The 17,124-nt window shown below is 49.7% G+C and carries 15 protein-coding genes; 6 read left to right on the top strand and 9 right to left on the bottom strand.

What is annotated here, in order from left to right; genetic code table 11:
* Positions 1–17 precede the first annotated feature (17 nt).
* The gene (locus LKK83_RS11570) at positions 18–635 is read left to right on the top strand and encodes a DUF559 domain-containing protein (protein WP_324631271.1); all 618 of its coding nucleotides are present in this window, start codon (positions 18–20) and stop codon (positions 633–635) included.
* Positions 636–663: 28 nt separating this feature from the next.
* Here the strand turns inward: LKK83_RS11570 and LKK83_RS11565 are convergent, their stop codons facing one another.
* Both LKK83_RS11565 and LKK83_RS11560 read right to left on the bottom strand, forming a co-directional pair.
* A complete protein-coding gene (locus LKK83_RS11565; RefSeq protein ID WP_324631270.1) occupies positions 664–1,842 on the bottom strand; it encodes a cysteine desulfurase family protein in 1,179 nt (392 codons plus the stop codon).
* Positions 1,843–2,072: 230 nt separating this feature from the next.
* Entirely contained in the window at positions 2,073–2,474 is a 402-nt protein-coding gene (locus tag LKK83_RS11560; protein ID WP_324631269.1) for a DUF7682 family zinc-binding protein, read from the bottom strand.
* Between the two features lie 519 nt (positions 2,475–2,993).
* On the opposite strand from LKK83_RS11560, the gene LKK83_RS11555 reads away from it, so the two are divergent.
* On the top strand, positions 2,994–3,374 hold the full coding sequence (locus LKK83_RS11555; protein ID WP_324631267.1) for a hypothetical protein: 381 nt from the start codon (positions 2,994–2,996) through the stop codon (positions 3,372–3,374).
* A gap of 24 nt (positions 3,375–3,398) precedes the next feature.
* Here LKK83_RS11555 and LKK83_RS11550 read toward each other — a convergent pair whose 3' ends face one another.
* Both LKK83_RS11550 and LKK83_RS11545 read right to left on the bottom strand, forming a co-directional pair.
* On the bottom strand, positions 3,399–4,358 hold the full coding sequence (locus LKK83_RS11550) for an RNA polymerase sigma factor, RpoD/SigA family (protein WP_324631273.1): 960 nt from the start codon (positions 4,356–4,358) through the stop codon (positions 3,399–3,401).
* Between the two features lie 2,296 nt (positions 4,359–6,654).
* Complete coding sequence (locus tag LKK83_RS11545) at positions 6,655–6,843, bottom strand: hypothetical protein (protein WP_324631266.1); 189 nt, start codon at positions 6,841–6,843, stop codon at positions 6,655–6,657.
* Positions 6,844–7,089: 246 nt separating this feature from the next.
* On the opposite strand from LKK83_RS11545, the gene LKK83_RS11540 reads away from it, so the two are divergent.
* The 3 genes from LKK83_RS11540 (at position 7,090) to LKK83_RS11530 (ending at position 11,245) form a co-directional block, all read left to right on the top strand.
* Entirely contained in the window at positions 7,090–8,637 is a 1,548-nt protein-coding gene (locus LKK83_RS11540) for a hypothetical protein (protein WP_324631265.1), read from the top strand.
* 143 nt (positions 8,638–8,780) lie between these two features.
* Positions 8,781–10,301 carry a GMC family oxidoreductase gene (locus LKK83_RS11535; RefSeq protein WP_324631264.1) on the top strand — a complete coding sequence of 507 codons (1,521 nt, stop codon included), beginning with the start codon at positions 8,781–8,783 and terminating at the stop codon, positions 10,299–10,301.
* Complete coding sequence (locus LKK83_RS11530) at positions 10,298–11,245, top strand: Gfo/Idh/MocA family protein (RefSeq protein WP_324631263.1); 948 nt, start codon at positions 10,298–10,300, stop codon at positions 11,243–11,245. The genes LKK83_RS11535 and LKK83_RS11530 overlap by 4 nt, the downstream gene beginning before the upstream one ends.
* 124 nt (positions 11,246–11,369) lie before the next feature.
* On the opposite strand, the gene LKK83_RS11525 is transcribed toward LKK83_RS11530, so the two are convergent.
* The 4 genes from LKK83_RS11525 to lipB form a co-directional block, all read right to left on the bottom strand.
* Positions 11,370–12,158 (bottom strand): ABC transporter ATP-binding protein, encoded by a 789-nt coding sequence (locus tag LKK83_RS11525; RefSeq protein ID WP_324631262.1) that lies wholly within the window; start codon positions 12,156–12,158, stop codon positions 11,370–11,372.
* A gap of 194 nt (positions 12,159–12,352) precedes the next feature.
* Positions 12,353–13,537: an FtsX-like permease family protein gene (locus LKK83_RS11520; RefSeq protein ID WP_324631261.1), complete on the bottom strand. Its 1,185-nt coding sequence runs from the start codon at positions 13,535–13,537 to the stop codon at positions 12,353–12,355.
* 426 nt (positions 13,538–13,963) lie between these two features.
* On the bottom strand, positions 13,964–14,302 hold the full coding sequence (locus LKK83_RS11515; protein WP_324631260.1) for a hypothetical protein: 339 nt from the start codon (positions 14,300–14,302) through the stop codon (positions 13,964–13,966).
* Between the two features lie 367 nt (positions 14,303–14,669).
* Positions 14,670–15,386 (bottom strand): lipoyl(octanoyl) transferase LipB, encoded by a 717-nt coding sequence (gene lipB, locus LKK83_RS11510; RefSeq protein ID WP_324631259.1) that lies wholly within the window; start codon positions 15,384–15,386, stop codon positions 14,670–14,672.
* 758 nt (positions 15,387–16,144) lie between these two features.
* On the opposite strand from lipB, the gene hpf reads away from it, so the two are divergent.
* Complete coding sequence (gene hpf / locus LKK83_RS11505) at positions 16,145–16,792, top strand: ribosome hibernation-promoting factor, HPF/YfiA family (protein WP_324631258.1); 648 nt, start codon at positions 16,145–16,147, stop codon at positions 16,790–16,792.
* 248 nt (positions 16,793–17,040) lie between these two features.
* Here the strand turns inward: hpf and LKK83_RS11500 are convergent.
* A partial coding sequence (locus tag LKK83_RS11500) for a photosystem II protein D1 (protein WP_324631272.1) occupies positions 17,041–17,124 on the bottom strand: 84 nt, incomplete at its 5' end.

Genomic DNA, 17,124 nt, shown 5'->3' with positions numbered 1-17,124 from the left:
TTTAGGGACTGTGTTCCTTGCCCCGCTTACGTTTCGGGCTTTTGACCTTCCACTTTTGCGGGAACGAATCGCACCTTTGGGCTGAGTTGAAGCGACGCAAAATCGATGCTTTGCGTCAAGCGTCGGTGAAGGTGACCCACAAGCAATATTTTCTCGATTTTGCCCTCTACTGCGATCGCGGAAAAATCGATGTGGAAACTGATGGTGACTTTTGGCATAGCAATAAACACCGCATTGCCGAGGATAATCAGCGAGACAACGATTTGGCAACCCAGGATTGGCTCACCCTGCGGTTTAATTCGCGTCAAGTGTTGGAAGAAATGAATGATTATTGCATTCCTACAATCGTTGCTACGATTAGCGGAAAAATTAGTGTGGAAACTGATGGTGACTTTTGGCATAGCAAGAAACACCGCATTGCTGAGGATAATCAGCGAGACAACGATTTGGCAACCCAGGATTGGCTCACCCTGCGGTTTAATTCGCGTCAAGTGCTGGAAGAAATGAATGATTATTGCATTCCTACAATCGTTGCTACGATTAAACGACTCGGTGGCCTCAAGGAACTCGGAAAACTCATGCCGCGCCAAATTCAATCCGATGATTGTGTCTGGGAGCAGTTGACTTTATTTTAATGTTGTGCTATTTTAAAGCGCGATCGCTTCAGACGTTTGATAAGGCAGGTGAGGGTCTCAATCGAGCCAAGATTTGCTGCAGGACCATTGCCGTCCAGTCAATATCGGCTTCGGTGGTGTATCGTCCCAGGGTTAAGCGGATGGCGGCGGTGGCGGCGGCGGGACTGTACCCCATTGCCAATAACAGGGGGCTGGGGTTGAGTTGGCCGCTGTTACAGGCGGATCCGGAACTGATGGCGATGCCGGCAAGGTTCATCTGTCGGACTAGGGTTCTGCCGGTGATGGGTTCGCCTCCTGAGATGCGGGGAGTGTCGGTGAGGCAAAAGCTGGCATGGTGGGGCAAGCGATGCAGGCGATCGCCGGTGGCCACCATTCCGGGGGTATCGGCAAGTCGGTCAAACAGGCGATCGCGCAGTGTTCTCAATCTGGGCGTTTCGGTGCCGAGTTCTGTCTCGGCAAGTTCGGCGGCGATGCCAAATCCGGCGATCGCGGGCACGGCCCCGGTCCCGGATCTCAATTGATATTCCTGCCCGCCACCAGTTAACAAGGGCACTAATTCCACTCCCTCGCGCCGATAAAGCGCCCCCACTCCTTGCGGTCCGTAAATTTTATGACTCGACAGGGACAGCAAATCCACGGGCAACTGCTGCAAGTCTACCTTCATCCGCCCCACTACCTGCACGGCATCGGTGTGAAATAACACGCCGGCGGCACGGGCTATCTCTCCTAATTCCTGAATCGGTTGCACGGTGCCTACTTCACTCTGTCCGTAGATGACCGACACTAAGACGGTGTTCTCCCGCAGGGCGTTTTTCAGGTCGTGGGGATGCACTCTTCCTTGGGGGTTGACGGGCAACCGGGTCACGTCCCACCCCCATTGCTCTAACAGTAAAGCGGTTTTACTCACGGCAGAATGCTCGACGCTGGAAATGATGATGTGCTGTGGCTTCCGGTAGCGTCGCGCAATTCCCACTAGGGCGAGGTTGTCGGCTTCGGTTCCCCCGGCGGTAAATACGATTTCATCCGGTGCGGCATTGATTAAACTGGCCACCTGCATTCTGGCAGTTTCGACGACGGTGGCGGCCCTTTGCCCCCATTGGTGAATGCTCGAGGGGTTTCCCCACTGCTGGGTGAGGGCTTTTTGCATCGCGGCGATCGCTTCGGGTCGGGTGGGGGTGGTTGCGCTGTAATCTAAATAGATCTGCATGAGTGATGATGAGTCGCACGCTCTCAATTGGCTATGTCTTGTCCGTTGAGATCGCGAGTTGGAACGGGTGTATCTACAGGTGTTGGATCCCTAAGCGCTATCCACTCGCAATCGGCCCGGACGGCTGTCATGGGTAAAGAACTTTGCCCGGGGTCTTCAGATCGAGGTAAAAATTTATTTTTTATGAGTTTTTTCCAATGGATATTGGCTGTTTTATTGATTCGGTGCAGCTAACTCCCGGGCTTGCATACATTGTAATCTTCGTGTGACAAAACCGCTTCGGGAACCATCAGGCTGCCTTCGTCTCGGCAAATCATCCGGTAATTTCGCGTCACGGGAATGCTCACGATCCGGCGATCGTGGCGCAACCGTTTTCCCCCAAATTCTCGATAGTTCCTTCGCTCGTTTAGTCCATCTATGATATTGCGTGCCTTGAGAACCACGTAGTCCGGTAAGGATCTCAAATCGATGGGATCTTTCTCAAAACTCGCCTCCCATTCCATTTTTTGCTGTCGTTTTTCGGCGAGGGACCTTACCGCTTGCTCCCTTGCCGCTTTGTCTTGGGCGCAGCGATGGCAGATTTGTCCATATCCCTTATGCCCGCATGGAAAGGTTTTTTTTCTTCTCGGCATAAAACTTTAGTCTTGGTTTGTCTTGCCCGCACTTCCATATGCACCTAACGGGTGCTGACGCTCACCCTCGACCCGGATGAACGCGCTCTCCCACTTTTTAAACCGCAGGAAATGAGGTTCGCTTTAAATCTCATGTTACTCGAATTCCAAGACCAATTAACAGTTTTTGCCTAATTTTCCTGGGTTTGCACGGCGGAATGTAATCTCTATAAAAACACAACTTCCCTAACGGCTTCGTTCAGCCGTTCATCGGAACTGGCGCAGAATTTATCCCGCTTGCGAGATAAACCGCCAACCCCCAACGGCAGTTGTGCCGCTGTCTTTACAACAAGGGCAAGTTAGAAATTCCTGTCTTAAAAATAGAATTATACCATGTTTTGACCCTAAAACGTGGAATCTGCAAAAATATTTATTCAATTTTCTGGATTGCCCTGGGGGTTGGGTTCGCTTTGGCCCGATCGCCCCCCACTCCACCGGATTGACTGGCAGGGTTCGCGCTTCTCACCGAGGCGAATCTCTGTGGCTCCCAACAGTGAAAACCCCCACCTGAAACAAATTCGATTGCCTCTGGTGGGGGCTGGGTTTGGCCTGTGGATCCTGGCCTTTCCCCGGCTGGGACTCCCGATTCCTAACTGGCGAAGGGTGATTTTTTTACCCTGGAATTCTGGGGTCGGGTTGATTGGCACCCCCACCAATCTCCCAGGTGTCGCGGAGGATAAATCTGCGGTGAATCTGCCGCTACTAGAATTGCTCTGGCCTAGAATTGCCCTAGGTGGCGCGATCGCGATCGGGCGATCGGGGTGGGGGATCCAAAAATATTCCGGAAACTCTCTTCCCAAAAAAAAGCGGGAGGGGAAGCGGTTGCACTCTCCTTCCCTCCCGTTGTGGTTGTTGAGCTAATAGCCAATCGCTATCAGCCATCGCTTAACTGGCGAGATACTCTTGGACGTTCCCTCTTCTGCGGCGCAGATGAGCCAAGGCTTGATGTTCTAACTGGCGCACGCGCTCGCGACTGAGATTCAGTCGTTCGCCGACTTTCGCCAGTGACAGTTCGCGACCATCTTTTAAGCCAAACCGCAGAATGATGACATCTCGCTGTTGCGGGGTCAGTTCTGACAGCAGGTTGTCTAGGTCTTCGCGCAGCAACTCTTGGGTAATGTAATTTTCCGGCGAAGCTTCGGCGTCTTCTAATAGATCTTGCAGTTCGGTGTCTTGGTTGTCGCCAACTCGCAAATCTAAGGAGACGGGTTGACGTGCCATTAGCAGATATTCGCGAATCTGCGAGGGTTCTAACTCTAGGGTTTCGCCAATCTCCGCCGGCGAGGGACTGCGACCCAAAGTTTGGGTCAGCTCGCGCTGCACTTTTTTGATTTTGTTGAGCTTCTCGGTGATGTGAATCGGTAGCCGAATGGTGCGCGCTTGTTGCGCGATCGCTCGGGTAATGGCTTGGCGGATCCACCAGTAAGCGTAGGTGGAAAATTTATATCCGCGCATGGGGTCGAATTTCTCTACCCCTCGCTCTAATCCGAGGGTTCCTTCTTGGATCAAGTCCAAGAATTCCAGATTCCGTTTCTGGTATTTTTTGGCGATCGCTACCACTAAGCGCAAGTTCGCTTCTATCATCTTTTGCTTGGCTCGCCGACCGATCTTCATGATTTTCTTGAGCTCGGAGACGCTGTGTCCAACGTGCTCGGCCCACTCTTCATCCGTCGGTTCTCGTTTCAGTTTCTTCTCTAGGGCTTCTTTTTCTTCTAATAGCCCCATCATCTGTTGCACTTGCTTCCCATAAACAATTTCTTGCTCGTGGGTGAGTAGAGGTACACGACCGATTTCGTGCAAGTAGGAGCGAATGGTATCGGTAGGATCGCTTTGTTTTGCGCCCATATAGGTTTGATTAGCGCTTTTTGGCCGAGTTTTGATTGAGGGCATGGGTTAGCAGTTCTCCAAACGGGACAGATCGAATGCGTGGCAGGCTCTGGGTTGATTCCAGGGGCGGAACGCACTGTTCCTTGGCTTTTGCAATATCAACACAACCTCCTTAACCACAGGGCGATCGCGTGACGACTGGCTTATGGCTGTGCCTGTCCTCTCGGACAGCTTCGGGTCAGGCTTTAACGTGAAGTCATTATGAGTTTACCCTTTCTCATCTTATCTGAGATCTACAATTTAGTAAAGGGGTCAGGAATCAGATGCAGTCACTACCTACAATAGATTTCCTTCCTTTTCCTGCTTTTCCTTATTAAAGCCTTTGTCACCGCCTGCGATACTCCTTCTGGGATGTCGCACGGCGTTGCGATCGCGGTTGGTGGAACGAAGGGGATGAGCGTTTCACCTCGTTTCCTCCTTCGCTTATAGTCTGTTGTTGTCGCTTTTTTGTGCCAATCTTTCTCAAGGTCAGCGGTTCCTATGTCTATAATTAACTGATTTTCTCTGTGATGTCATGCGGCAAAATAGCGCAATTCCCGAACGGGCTGACATCACTGTATGTACGTTTTCCCCTTCGCAACCACAAAGGAATTTGCCACACGGTAGGTTGAGTTTACCACTTACTTTCCAAACCCTAAATCCTGCTGTGGTGGTAGGATCGGGTAGAAATTTTTCAATTCACGAGGGTAGATCTTGTATTGAGAAATCAAAGAATGGAAAATTAATGTCTCATCGGCATACCTTCTGTGCCACCTCTTCTCGGAACCCGTCACAGTTTTACTGTGGCTCTGTAGCTGTGCCTGCGATTTCTTCACGAGTGACTCGCCTCTCCCTTCTATAATACAATAATAATACAACTTTGGCAACCCGCAAAACTACTTAATTTTTTGGCTGCAACTCGACTCGTGGAGAGACCAAGTAGACCCCCTTCTAGAAGCGGTTCTCTCGCTCTCTAGAAGCCTCTCTCCGGCTAACTCGATTGATGGGATTTTACCGCTCGCACCGAAGAGTTCCTGTCAGCTTTGCAGACCTCCTCGGGAAGCGGCTCTGTCTCCCCAGAGAACTCTTTCTAAGGATTGTACCCGCGCCCTCGGTAAAAAGTGACAGCAGCACTCATAAAATAACATGATAAAAAATATGCCCAATTCCCATAACTTACAAGAAAAAATTATCAGTTTATCCTCGTTCCAACCAAGGATGGTAAAGCTGGAATAAAAACATCTATCTCTAGGTCGATCTTCAAGGGACTCATCGAGAAGCACGCCATAGATTTTTCCAATTTCCTCCGATTGGGTGAAGCGGCAAACGGTGTTTTGTGTTACAGATTTAACTGCCTGGAGTTGACTTTCCTCCGCATCGCTCATCCACTCCAAACCCCGAGAGCAAAAGCAGGACAATCGACTCGGAACCGGGGTGGTTTGACCCCTCACCGTGTGGGCAAAAGCAGGTGAACTCGTCTGATGCTTTTGCCATCCCCACGATACACCCCAGGAGGCGATCGATGTATCTTCAGTTACTCCCTTGCTTAACGAAATCATCTCCTACTCATTATTGCCTCTGTACGTTGACAAATCAATTCCCCCATTATTTCACCCCAACGACAAATCTTGCCGATGGCTATTTTTGTTTCACTTCACTGAAACTGTCAAAGGGAGTTAAACTGTAGATTAAACCACCCATTGCTTCACCCCCGCGCTGCCCAGGATCCCTGTTTATTGTGATTCGATCCACCTCAATCTATTCCTCACCTGTTTGCGCCAAATTGTGGCGCGCGATCGCTGCAGTCAAATCACCGCTATTCCTCCCTACAGTAGCCATCAGTTTTTTACATCTACCGCCAGTCAAGCCTGAGCCTATTTGCCCCTTTCCGTTTCACGAGGCGGGGTAGGGCGAGGTCGGTTTTGCCTGGATGGAGGTCAAATCCGAGTGCTGCCACTCTCCACAATCGATCGCGCCACAGAATTGGGGGGACTTTCCCTTTATATTATTCCCTCCGCCATGCTACACCTCAAATTTGTTAGAAAAACTTTATAAATTCACCCGAACCACCGATGCAACGAACGGCCAAAATTCAAGAAAGCTCCCCTTGCCCTTAGCCGTTTGTTGTGCAATCCTCGGTTATTCATTGACAACTGTTAATCGGCACCCTTTTCGGGCTTGGGAAGGCTTTTTGCGCCGGATGCATGGGGGATGGCTGAGGAGAGGGGGGGTGAAGATGGTGGTAAATGGGGAAACTCCCAATGCTATCCTCTATCTAGAGACATAACTTGTGGAAAAAGGGATAGCAATTTTCCGGGACGCGGGTTGTGCGATCGCCTTGGCGATGACCCTCAGGCAGGAATCCTCGCCGTCGGCTTTTCCAGGCGGGGCGATCGCGAGGCAAGTGCAGCAACTCGACGCCCAGAAGTGCGACTTCGGGAAATAAGGGCGAACTTGCGGACAATCTGGTGACATCTCCGAGAAATTACGGAAGTTACAGGGTACGGCGATCGGGAACAAAGCGCTACTGCGCCTCCCCCTCCACCGTAGCCCGCCCGTCGCGGCGGCAGAAACCATCAGGCTTTTATTTTGCCAGAAATCTGGGGATTTTTTCTCTAATCGCACCGGATCTCTATTATTGTAAAATAGCATCGACCTGCAAACATCACCTCTTTGTCAGCGATCCGTGAAAACAACAGGGCAAATTATTGTGAATGGCTTGAGATGGGGAGTCCAAGTGCTGTGGCGGGGGATATCGAACCTGTTGGTTAACCTCTTGTGGTTGCTGGGGAAACTCCTGGAACTGTGTGCTTGGGTGTTGAGCGAAATTGCCGGGAAAACTCGGCGATCGCTGCGCCATTTCAAACAAGCCTATGCCCAGCAAAAACTCGGGGCGATGCGGTTGCCGCTACAGTGGTTGCTGCGGCAACTGTGGGGATTGGCGATCGAACTATTTTGGCTATCGATTCAGTTCATCGAGCTAATTATCTGGTACTTCTCTAAGCTGAAACAATGGAGAGCAAGAAGGGCAAAAATGCGTCCTCAACCATTGAACCTCAAACCATTGCCGCCTAAAAGCGCAAAAATTCCACCCAAAACTCCGATCGCGCTGCAACAAACCCCGCGCCAGATAGGCAAAAAACCCAGACGCCATCGGCTCACAGGTTCCCAGATTTTTTATCTGTTGGTTGTTGTGGCAACGGTGGGGGCGATCGCGTTACCGATTGTGGCATTTGTGCCCGCTTCCTATCCGTTTGTGGGAACCGCAATCGTAGAAGAGTTGAGCTTTACCTATGGAGACAAGCCCCAAAGCAAAACTTTCATTCAAGGAATCAGTGGGTTGCAACAAATTGCCATTGCCGGGAAGCAAACCTTCACCTTAACCGGAAACTTTGAAAGTGAGGATAACCCTCGGATCGATGAATTAAACCGCTTGACAATTAAACTGGTGAATGATAGCAGTAGATGGAGTGTGATGGCGGTGGAGGATGCAGGGAGTTCTGCACTGACACTGGACGAATTGCGCCTCCGAAAAAATACGGAGGCGATCGCCTTTCGCTACGATCGGACAAGCGATCTCCTCTCTATGCAATTAAACCCCGCCATTCGTCCCAATTGGTTAAAACTCTCTCTCGGTTCCCAACCCTTGCGCGTCACCTTAGAAGGCTATCGCATTGCCGAACTTTCCCCCACAGAAAATGCCGCCGCAAGTAAGCCGATGGAATTCACCTTTGTCCCCGAACAGACAGAAATCGAGGTCAGCCTTACACAACCCGTCAGCATTGCGGCGATCGCCCCCAACCTAGAAAACGCCTCACGATGGTTGGCGGATAATTTAGATGTAGAAGCGGTACAGTTTTATCCAACAAACCCCCGGCGCAATGAGGACATTTACGATTCTACAATTTTGGAAGGGTCCATTCGGATGAGCGGGCGATCGCTGAAAATTGAGCGGGGGGAATTTCTCATTAACGAGCATTTAGATCCCTTAGAAATTGACTCCTTGCAGTTTGTGCGCTTTGTTCCCGCCACTCCCGCATCTGGGGTTACTACAGCAGGCATTGAAGTGCGCTTTTTTGGCACTGCGAAAAAAATTGCGATCGCCTCCGATCCACAATTTCCAGAAGCTAGCATTCAAGCCAGTTTTCTCAATCAATGGCTGCCGCCTGAAATGCTACTGGCGGCGCTTCCTTTATGGGCAGCCCTCCTCGGTTATTCCCTGTATTGGTTAGTTGACAATTTCCGAAAAATTTGGTAAAAAATAAGACGGCTAGGGAAATGGAAGATGGGAAGGGAGGTAAAAGATTGTCGCGAAACCAAGCGAGGCGATCGCTCATTTCAACCGTCCCTCATACTCACCGAATATCACCTCGTAAAAACCTGAAGGGATAACCCACCTCTATGACCAACACTACGCCATACGATGCCATTATCGTCGGGTCTGGTTTTGGCGGTTCTTCCGCCGCCTACTCCTTGGCAAAAGCAGGATTAAACACCCTACTAATTGAAAGAGGAAATTGGGTAAAGCGAGACGATTTAGATTGGAAACCCACAGAAATTTTAATCAAAAAACGCTATCAAAGCGAAGCTAAACTCGCCGTTCGACAATATAATAACCAAACCTTTCAGCCCACAGAATTCAATGAAGCCGTGGGAGGAATGTCCGTATTTTATGGCGGGGCATCGTTTCGACTGCGGGAAACCGACTTCGCCAAATGGCCGATCGCCTATTCCGATTTAGAACCTTATTATAGTCTAGCCGAACAACTGCTAGAAATCCACGGCGAAGCGGGAGGCGATATTTACGAACCCTATCGTTCGCAAGATTACCCCTATAAAAGCATAGAACTGACCAAACCCGCCGAAAGAATTTACAAATCCGCCTGGGAATTGGGATATCAACCCTTCAAAATTCCGATTGCCATTAATTCCAGAAATCCGGCGCGCAATCCCTGCATTCAATGCATAACCTGCGATGGATTCCCCTGCAAAATCAACGCCAAAAACGACTTAACCCTGACCCTGTTGCAAGCAGCGCAAGACACGGGCAACCTGACGATTATGGCGGGAGTCATTGTGACCAAAATTCGCGCCGAAAGCGGGAGAGTGACAGGGGTAGAATGCCTCGATAAAAAATCGCGGCAACATTTTAGTTTGTCGGGTAAAATTATCATCCTGAGTGCCGGAGCAATACAAACGCCAGCGTTATTATTTCGGTCGAACCTGCACCATTGCGATCGCTCTGATGCGATCGGAAAAAATCTCATGCGACACTTTAACGTTATCGTCAGCGGTGTATTTCCCTTCCCTACCAATCCGCAGCAGATTTTCCACAAACAAGTCGCCATTACCCACTTTTACGAAGACATGCGCCACCACCTGAATACTTCCGTGGGCACCATTCAAGATATTTACACCCCAGCGCCAGAAATTGTCAAGCATTTTGCTCCCAAGGGAGTGAAAAATATCGGCTCTTTCATGTCCAGTCATCTGCAAAACCTACTGTGTCTGGCGGAAGACGAACCGACTCTCAACAATCAGGTGATGCTGTCTGAGGAACGGGATGGTTATGGGTTGGAAATGGTGAAAATCGAACACCAGTACGGAAAAAATGATTATCTGCGCCGCAATTATTTAATTAAGAAAGCAGAAAAAGTATTGAAGAAGGCGGGGGCATGGTTTTGTTTTTTTTACAATATCGATACCTTCTCTCATGCAGTGGGAACTGCTCGATTTGGAAGCAATCCGCAAACTAGCGTTTTAAACCCATACTGTCAATTTTGGGGGGTAAAAAATTTATTTGTATTGGATGGTAGCTGTTTCCCGAGTTCCGGCGGCGTGAATCCCAGTTTAACGATTTGTGCCAACAGCCTGAGATGTTGCGATCGCATCGTTGCTAATTTTAAGGAGTTGTCGCAATGAAAAATATTTGTTTGGTAGGTTGTGGGGCGATCGCCAGATTGCACGCCAAAAACTTATCTCCCTTTGCTCATTTGTATTTCCACAGTCGTTCCCCGCAAAGTGCCGACACTTTCAATCGCCAATTTCAAGGCCAAGGAGTGATGAAATCCTGGGCAGATGTAATAGAAAATACCCAAATTGATGCGGTGGTGATTACCTCGCCCCCGGAATTTCATGCCCAACAGATTATCGGGGCATTATCAGCCGGAAAATCGGTGTTGGTGGAAAAGCCGATGTGTATTTCTGCCGCCGAAGTAGATAGCATTGAGAAGGCGTTAAATAACACAGCCGAATCGGTGTTTTTAATGGTAGCCGAAAATTACTACTACAAACCTTCCTTAAGGCAAATTAAGGAATTGCTATCAGCGGAGTATTTGGGGGAGATAAAATCAGTTGTTGTGCAAAAATTATCCTGGCAAGAGGCGTCGGGGTGGAAACGTCAATATGGAGCGCTGCTAGAGGGAGGAATTCATTTTGTGGCGTTGATTTCCGATATTTTTGATGCGGTGCCCGCCCGGGTGGAAGCGGAGTTTACAGACAAGAAAGAGGGGGGACCGGAAAGATTTTCCAAGCTGCGAATCACCTATGGGAATGAAAAAAGCGCGCAATTAATTTATGGGTGGAATCGGAAAACGATAGGGAAGGGATTGTTTCAGCGATCGCGAATTGTGGGAGAGCGCGGCAAGATTATTTTTGAAAGCAACGGGATTTATGTGTTGATTGCCGCCAAAAGCAAAACTGCGTTATATTTGCCAAACTGGGGGGATTTGATGGGATATGGGGCAATGACCGAGGATTTTTTAAGGGCGTTGGGGGATAAAAATCCCGTGCCTTATTCAGATTTCGCGAAAGCCAAGCGAGATTTGGGAATTGTTTTTGCCGCTTATGAACGAGGGGGGAAATGAGAAGAGTAGAGAAACGAAACTATTGGAAAGGGAGATAGAGGGTGACAAAGAAGCGCAGAGGTAAAAATGAGAAGCCCGTTTTCCGGGAGAGAAAACGGACGGAATAGGTTATGAGAATGATGGCTTAGGCGACTGCAGCATTTTTTGGCTGCTGAAATTTACCGTCTTCGAGATATAAGATGCGATCGGCCACATCGGTGATGCGCGGATCGTGGGTGACGATGAGCACGGTACTGCCTTCTTCTTTAGCGAGGAAGCGAAGCAGTTCGATGACCGCATGACCGCTATGAGAATCTAAAGCTGCTGTGGGTTCATCTGCCATAATCAGATGGGGATGACCGGCCAAAGCGCGGGCGATCGCCACTCGTTGTTTTTGTCCCCCGGAGAGATCGCGGGGTAGTTCTTTAACTTTATCTGCTAGCCCCACCTGTTCGAGAAGCTTCTGTGCTTCTTTTTTGGCTTGGCGTCCGCGAATTCCCTTAATATTGAGTGCGACTTCGACATTTTCAAGGGCACTGAGGGCTTGAAACAGATTAAACCCTTGAAAGATAAAGCCGATATTGTCTCGCCGAAAGCGAGCCAATTCCGAGCGAGACATCCAGGTGATTTCCTCGCCGAGGAGTTTAACGCTGCCAGAAGTTGGGGTTAACATCCCTGCCAAAATCGACAGCAAGGTGGTTTTGCCCGACCCCGATGGACCCATCAAAAGCTGGATTTCTCCCGGGTGGACTTGCAAGTCAACTCCTTTGAGAGCGTGATATTCGCCGGAGCCAGATTCGAACACCATTTTGATCCCTTTGGCTTTAATCGCCTCGGTAGATTTTCGAGGCTTAGCCAAGCTCAGGGAAGGGGGTGCCACCTGAGTCGAGTGATTTCGAGTAGACTCATTAAAATTTAGTGAAGAAGCTGTCATTCGTCTCAATGTTTAGTGAGTATGCTGTACAAGGCAGGGGATGAGGGCGAAACCAGGACAATGGCAATCTCGGGTCAAAAAGTGGGTGGAGCGCAGGAGTTTATCACTCTATAACCATTTTGTCGAATTTTTTAGCGATCGTCATCCTCCAGGCGGGTTGAGTAATTATGCTTAGCGATTTTCGATAGTTTAACCTATGCTTTGAAAACAATGGCGGGATCGACGCGGTTAATTTTCTGGATGGCAAAAATAGCGGAACTGACACACATGAGGACAGTGATCCCAAAAACGGTGGCGGCGCTGGTGGGGGTGATTAAAATCAAGAGTCCCTGAGAGGCCAAAGCCCAGGAGCGAATGCCCAGACACAGAGCCATTCCGGGAAGATAGCCCAAAACTGCCATCCAAAGCGCCTGCTCGATAATCACGCCATACACTAACCAATCTGTTGCCCCCATTGCTTTGAGGGTGCCAAATTCTTTAATGCGATCGGACACCGAGGCATAGAGGATCTGACCGACAACCACCATGCCCACCACCACACCCACGGCGGCTCCCAAACTCAGCACGAAGCCAATACCGGTTCGTTCTTGCCAGTAGGTTCGGTTTTTCTGTGCCATTTCTGCTTGGGTATAGGCGCGGGTATAGGGTAAAGCTTCTTCTAACTTCAGTTTGAGTTTTTGTAAATCCTGACCTGGTGCGGCTTCGATTAACACGTAGGTAATCTCGTCGTCTTCGGTTAAAGGCTCGGGGATTTCTTGTTCTTCAAACCGGGCGGGTTGTTCGGTGGGACGAGTGGTAACGAAAGCGTTAGCATTTTCCAGGGAGGCGAAGATATAGGGACTGGCGACGATCGATTGGGTGTCTTGGGTAAAGCCGACGACCTTGGCGGCAAAAGCGCCCACGTCTACCACGTCTCCCAACCATTCCACACTCAGGCTATCCATGCTCGCTTCGTCCACGAAGACGGTGTAGGGGTTTTTTAGTTCGCTCAAGCGTCCGGCGACGATTGTTCCGGGTGCGAACAATTCCGAGTTTGGGTCGAAGCCGAAGACGCGCACGTGATTGATCTGTCCGCCGGCGTCGCGCCACAGGGTTCCTTTGACGATCAGGGGTTCGGCTCGTTGGACGCCTTCCACTTGTTGAGCTTCAGCTAAGCGTTTGTAGGGCATGTGCAGGGTCATTTCCAAGGTTTCCATATCTTGGGATGCGACCCAGATGTCCGCTTCGGAATCTTCAACGAGCAATGCCGTGGAGCGGATTACTCCTTTGAAGATTCCGGTTTGAATGGCGATCAGGCTGACGGCGAACATAATGCCTGCCTGGGCGACAAGAAAGCGCGGAAGGTCTTCAAATAGGTTTTTACGAGCGATTGAGGGCATAGTTAGGAAAACCGGGTGGGGAGCGGTGACGGTGGGAAATGGGGGAGAGAGAATTGGGAATTAAGAATTAAGAATTAAGAGGGGTGGGGAAATGAATGGTTTGTGGTTTAGGGTTCATTTTGTCAGCGGTGGTTGTGGGCGGCATCTTTACATTAATTTATAGTTAACCCACCATTGTAGTCGGGATAGGGGAAAATTGCTATGCAGGAGTAGCGATCGCCAAATGTCTGGAGAAAACGGAGCGATCGCGCAATCTGGCTCAGGGTTGGCAAGCCCTTCGAGGGGGATGATTCTCCCTAGAGGGCATGGGCTTGCGCTGAGAAATTGAAGAGAGGTTCCGGAAACGCTATGGATTCAAAGGGTTGGAGCTATTTTGAGGCGTTGAATTTGCCGACAATACAATGCTATGATAATGTAAAATCTGTGTTAGAGGTAGCCCTTTAAGAACTCAAACGGGTCATCTTCCCAGCATGGAGCCGGATAGATTACCGCCAGATAATCTCGAATATCGGATTGGATTTCTTCTACATCTTCGCGCTCGAAAAGCGCGGCTAAGGCGGCGGTATCTCGTTCTCTCAAGGGAGCCAAAGGAGCGGCGGAATCGGTGGTGGCGCGGTTTTCCTCTTCAGGCACAAACAAGTGGCGATCGCTGTGTCTAATCCACCAGCGCCGCCAATCGATAGCGGGTTTGGATTGGGTTGCCTTTTTGCTAAAGTCAACCAGCTTGGCGAAAAATGGATCGCGATAGTTAGTGGATGATTTCATAGTTAGGGTGCGGTAGATAGAGAATCTGTGCAGCAGCAGATGGTGCGGCACTGATGCGAGTTGAGGGAAAAAATGCAGATCGAGTCTAGCCGATCGCCCCATCGGTGCGATCGCGCGGTGCGATCGCCTTGGAAACAGGCGATCGCCACCCCCGCTCGGGAGTTTTATTCTTAAGAATCTTTTAATGAATGAAGCTAGCCATTGCAGTAAAATATCGCCCCAATGAGAAGCCATTGGTATTGGCGAAGGTTATGCTAAAGCCGATTGAGGGAATACTAAACGGATCACTCAATCGCTTATCCCGATTGAGTGTGAAGCTTCGATGCACCCAAAAATTGTTACCACTCGTTGAGAGAATCGATCGACGTTAAGATTCCGATAGCGGTTGAGGCAATTCTAACTCAATCGGATTAACTTCAAAGGTAGCGGCGAAAGCCGCGATGATTTGCTGACGCACGGTTGGCAATTGAATATCTGGGACGAACTGCGCCAAGCTGCCCACCGGTTTATCGGAAATGCCACAAGGGACGATGCGTTGAAAGCCTTCTAAGTCGGGACAGACATTGAAGGCAAAGCCGTGCATGGTAATCCATCGGCTGACTTTGATGCCGATCGCGGCGACTTTGCGTCCTTCTACCCAAACGCCGGTCAAACCGGGGAGGCGATCGCCGCGCACTCCATATTCTGCGAGTACCTTAATAATCACCTCCTCAAGCTGGCGCAAGTACCAGTGCAAGTCTTTGCGGTAATACTGCAAATTGAGAATCGGGTAGCCCACCAATTGACCCGGACAATGATAGGTGACTTCACCGCCGCGTTCCACGCGATACAGTTCCACGTCCCTGCGGTTCGGGTCAAACTTGAGAAACCCTAAGCTGGATCCTTTTCCTAGGGTGTAAACCGGGGGATGCTCCAGCAACATGAGTACATCGTCTAATTCCGGGTTTTCCCGGCGGGCGGCGACCTCAGATTGCTGCCAAGCCCAGGCTTGCGAATAACGGATCTGTTCTCCGTTATAAACGACACACCGCCGACGATGGCACAGGGGGTTGGAAGGAATGACCGATGAGATACTATAAAACATGCAAAAAATCAAGGGTTATTTGACAGATTTTTTGGAGAAACGCCGATTGCGCGAATCGGGGGAACTACTATAGCGCAAGCAGGGATCGTTTCTTTATGTGACGGAATGCAACGAATTTTAAAGACAATCCAAAAATAGCTGTTATTCTCAATACAAAGTGGTACTGTGAAAGTATGAAGTCAGAAAAGCAAGGGAGGAGGGCTTTCACGAAGGCCATCGATAGTGGAAGAAGATGGTGCTGCACAAAAAGAGCGGGGGTGTGACAAGAGCGCCTCACCCCGGAACGAGAAATGAGGCGCATCACCCGACGCCATAGCACTGACAATTTCATCTGCAAGTTTGCTATAATTGCGTACTATTCTGGCGAAGGGCAAACGAATCGGCAGATCCAACCGTGACAGAAGACAGAACGTCCAAATCGGTGCGCGATCGCCGATCGGGAGCGGTACAAAAACCGGCTCTTCAATCTGCTCAATTCAGCAGTCGGTATGACACCAGGACTGGCAATGAGCAGCATAACCAACGCCTTTTAAATGCAGGCAGCAAACCGATTTGTTTCGGCTCCGTTCTCGATAGATGAATTCAGCAAAAACGGGCAGTAGAAGTGGTAGAAGGAAAGCGGCACTACCCGCCCCGCTTTCCCTCCGTCAAATGAAGATTGAGACGAGAAAACTTGATGGAAAGGCACTTGATTCCAAGTCCAAAATCGAAATATCTAAGCTCTCAATCCGATGGAGTTTTCAGCGGTAATATGTGATATGAAGCTTCTTATCCACGGCAAAAATATTGAAATCACCGAGGCGATTCGCGATTACGTCAATCAAAAGATTGAGAAAGCAGTCAGCCACTTTCAGCACTTGACGATGGAAGTGGACGTGCATTTGTCGGTGGCACGAAATCACCGGAGTAACGCGAAGCAAACTGCCGAAGTTACGATTTATGCCAATGGCACGGTGATTCGTGCTGAGGAAAGCAGCGAGAACCTTTATGCCAGCATCGATTTAGTTGCGGATAAAATTGCTCGCCAGCTACGCAAATACAAAGAAAAACGCAATAAAAAGAAAAATCAAGTTTCGCCGAAGAGCGTACCAGTAGAACCCATCGATGAAGAAGCTCCTCTGGTTGAGGATCTGATTGGCAATCGCAAGCCGCAACTCCCACAAGAAGTGGTGCGAACTAAATATTTCGCAATGCCCCCAATGACGGTTCAAGAAGCATTGGAACAGTTGCAACTGGTGGATCACGATTTTTATATGTTCCGAAATGCCGAAACGGATGAAATTAACGTGATTTACGAACGCAATCACGGCGGTTATGGCGTACTGCAACCCCGTGGTAATGGGCAAAGCAGCACCCTAAATGGCAAAACCACCGCCAGTCAAACCGCTAGCGTTAATCCCGCTTAAGTTTATTAACGGCGACTCAAATAGCCAAAGAGGAGAGTAGGTTAGCTCCAGTAAACGCTTTGGGTTAACCGACCCCCACCGCACCCATTCTGGGGCGGTGGGGGTCGGTTCTAAAGAAAACAATCGGCGATCGCTTCTCCCTTAAAACTGAAATCAACCCCAGATTGCATTGGGGCAAAACTACCGACCCAAAAACGCAAAAAGCGCCCTCCCGAAGGAGAGCGCTTTTTATTATCTCGAGCTAAATCTTAGCCGTTGATTTGCGGGGCGGTTAAAGCCACCGGCGTGGTTTCCCCTGCAGCCAAGTCTAACGGGAAGTTATGAGCGTTGCG

It is taken from the genome of Phormidium sp. CCY1219 (assembly GCF_035615515.1).
Taxonomy (GTDB): Bacteria; Cyanobacteriota; Cyanobacteriia; order Cyanobacteriales; family Laspinemataceae; genus CCY1219.
The sequence above is the reverse complement of the archived record's forward strand: the minus strand, read 5'-3'. Positions and strand labels throughout refer to the sequence as shown.

Excerpts from the sequence above, each read along its gene's own strand:
- LKK83_RS11515 (WP_324631260.1), bottom strand. The coding sequence starts at position 14,302 with ATGAAATCATCCACTAACTATCGCGATCCATTTTTCGCCAAGCTGGTT.
- LKK83_RS11550 (WP_324631273.1), bottom strand. The coding sequence starts at position 4,358 with ATGGGCGCAAAACAAAGCGATCCTACCGATACCATTCGCTCCTACTTG.
- LKK83_RS11520 (WP_324631261.1), bottom strand. The coding sequence starts at position 13,537 with ATGCCCTCAATCGCTCGTAAAAACCTATTTGAAGACCTTCCGCGCTTT.
- LKK83_RS11535 (WP_324631264.1), top strand. The coding sequence starts at position 8,781 with ATGACCAACACTACGCCATACGATGCCATTATCGTCGGGTCTGGTTTT.
- LKK83_RS11560 (WP_324631269.1), bottom strand. The coding sequence starts at position 2,474 with ATGCCGAGAAGAAAAAAAACCTTTCCATGCGGGCATAAGGGATATGGA.
- LKK83_RS11530 (WP_324631263.1), top strand. The coding sequence starts at position 10,298 with ATGAAAAATATTTGTTTGGTAGGTTGTGGGGCGATCGCCAGATTGCAC.
- lipB (WP_324631259.1), bottom strand. The coding sequence starts at position 15,386 with ATGTTTTATAGTATCTCATCGGTCATTCCTTCCAACCCCCTGTGCCAT.
- LKK83_RS11525 (WP_324631262.1), bottom strand. The coding sequence starts at position 12,158 with ATGACAGCTTCTTCACTAAATTTTAATGAGTCTACTCGAAATCACTCG.
- LKK83_RS11565 (WP_324631270.1), bottom strand. The coding sequence starts at position 1,842 with ATGCAGATCTATTTAGATTACAGCGCAACCACCCCCACCCGACCCGAA.
- hpf (WP_324631258.1), top strand. The coding sequence starts at position 16,145 with ATGAAGCTTCTTATCCACGGCAAAAATATTGAAATCACCGAGGCGATT.